Annotated in this window: 1 protein-coding gene and 1 pseudogene; both read right to left on the bottom strand. The window is 64.4% G+C overall.

The genetic code is table 11. The annotated features are described in order from the left end of the window. Positions 1-1131: IS91 family transposase (locus KDK82_RS30925; RefSeq protein ID WP_088167151.1), on the bottom strand; the 1131-nt coding region annotated here is incomplete at its 3' end. A gap of 108 nt (positions 1132-1239) precedes the next feature. Further along, positions 1240-1833: pseudogene (locus tag KDK82_RS30920) on the bottom strand (FAD-dependent oxidoreductase); the annotation flags it as partial. Between the last annotated feature and the right edge of the window lie 19 nt (positions 1834-1852).

Raw genomic sequence — 1852 nt, 5'->3', positions numbered from 1 at the left:
CACTGAAAACGAGGAGACCCCTCTCAGCGGCGAGTTTGGTGCCAGCACACCAAAGTAGCGGTGCCGGTGGGTGCGTGGCGGTGGCACCAGCGCGGCGATGCGGTCGATCAGTTCCAGCGGTGTGAGGTGCAGCTCATCTGCCTTGGCACCACGCTTGTCACTGGTGGGCTCGCTGCGCTGTTTGGCACAGCGGTACACCAGTTTGCTTCCCTCTTTGCGTAGGCGCTCCATGGAAAACGGTGGACGCGCGCAATAGCGCAGCAGCCGCTCCAGCGCAGCGCGGTCGTGGGCTTCGATGCAGACACCGGCGTCCACCGAGAAGCCGCTGTGTTTGTAGCCCAGCATGTCTTTGGCGTCACAGTTCTCCAGCAGGCCCCGAGCAACGAAGGCGCGCAGGATGCGTTTTTGCAGTGTGGTCTGCACTGGGGCCACGGTAGCCGCATCGATGCCGGTGGCCGCGTGAAAGATGACACCCGGCGATGAGATTCGAGGGGTCGCATCAGCATCGCCCTCGCCCTCCACTTCCTCAAACACCCCGTCCACCACACAAACGTGGAAGTGGACGTGTTCATTGAGGCTGGAGCCGAATCGGTGAATGAAGGCGATGGCACCGATGTGCAGGCCTGCCTTGTCCATATGGGCCGCACCGGGGCTGTGGGTCTGCAGAGTTTGTGCGATCACCCGCAGAAAGATGCGCAGCACCATGCTCAGCACCGCTCCGTCGCGTTGCATGAAGTACCGCAACCTCTTGGGCACGGAGAGCACCCACTGGCGCACTGGCAGGCGGGGGAAGACGTGGTCGGTGAGGTGTGCCGCTGTCTCGGCCATGCGCCGCGTGGTGCACGAGGGGCAGACGCCCCGGCCTTTGCAGGAAAAGGCCACCAGAAAGTCGTGTCCGCAGTCGTCGCAGCGGGCACGGGCAAAGCCGTGGGCAAAGATGCCGCATTCCAGGTACTTGGCAAACGCTTGGCGCACATAGGGCTTGGGGCTGCGGTGGTCGCCCTGGCCGTCGAACTGGCCGGCGCTGGCCAGATCAAGCCAGGTCTCGTAATGCTCGGCCACCGTTTGGTAGAGCAGCGTGCGCTCGGGGTGGCGCGGGTTGTAGAGCTTGGGCTTGGAGGTGGCTGGCATAAATACTGTACAAATGCACAGTATTCTGCGGCGATTGTTTGGGTACGCAAAGCACAAGGCCCGAACCGTCGCCAGTTCGGGCCTTGTCAGGGTAGCTTGGCTGCGGACTTACTTGCGCGCAGGCGGCACATCCGTGCAGCTGCCATGCGCCACTTCCGCCGCCATGCCGATGCTCTCGCCCAGCGTCGGATGCGGGTGGATGGTCTTGCCGATGTCGACAGCGTCCGCACCCATCTCGATGGCCAGGGCGATCTCGCCGATCATGTCGCCCGCATGCGTGCCGACCATGCCGCCGCCCAGGATCTTGCCGTGGCCCCGGCCAGCATGGCCGTCTCCTGATCCTGCTTCGGGGCTGTCGTCGAACAGCAGCTTGGTGACGCCTTCGTCGCGGCCGTTGGCAATGGCGCGGCCCGAGGCCGCCCAGGGGAACAGGCCCTTCTTGACCTTGATGCCCTGCTGCTTGGCCTGGTCTTCGGTCAGGCCCACCCAGGCCACTTCGGGGTCGGTGTAGGCCACGCTGGGGATCACGCGGGCGTTGAAGGCGGCGCTGGCCAGTTCCTTGTTGCCCTGCAATTCGCCGGCGATCACTTCCGCCGCCACATGCGCCTCGTGCACCGCCTTGTGCGCCAGCATGGGCTGGCCCACGATGTCGCCGATGGCGAAGATGTGCGGCACATTGGTGCGCATCTGGATGTCCACGTTGGGGTCTCCTCGTTTTCAG

Origin of the sequence: Delftia sp. K82 (genome assembly GCF_002193035.1) — a bacterium.
Lineage (GTDB): Bacteria > Pseudomonadota > Gammaproteobacteria > Burkholderiales > Burkholderiaceae_C > Comamonas > Comamonas acidovorans.
The sequence above is the reverse complement of the archived record's forward strand: the minus strand, read 5'-3'. Positions and strand labels throughout refer to the sequence as shown.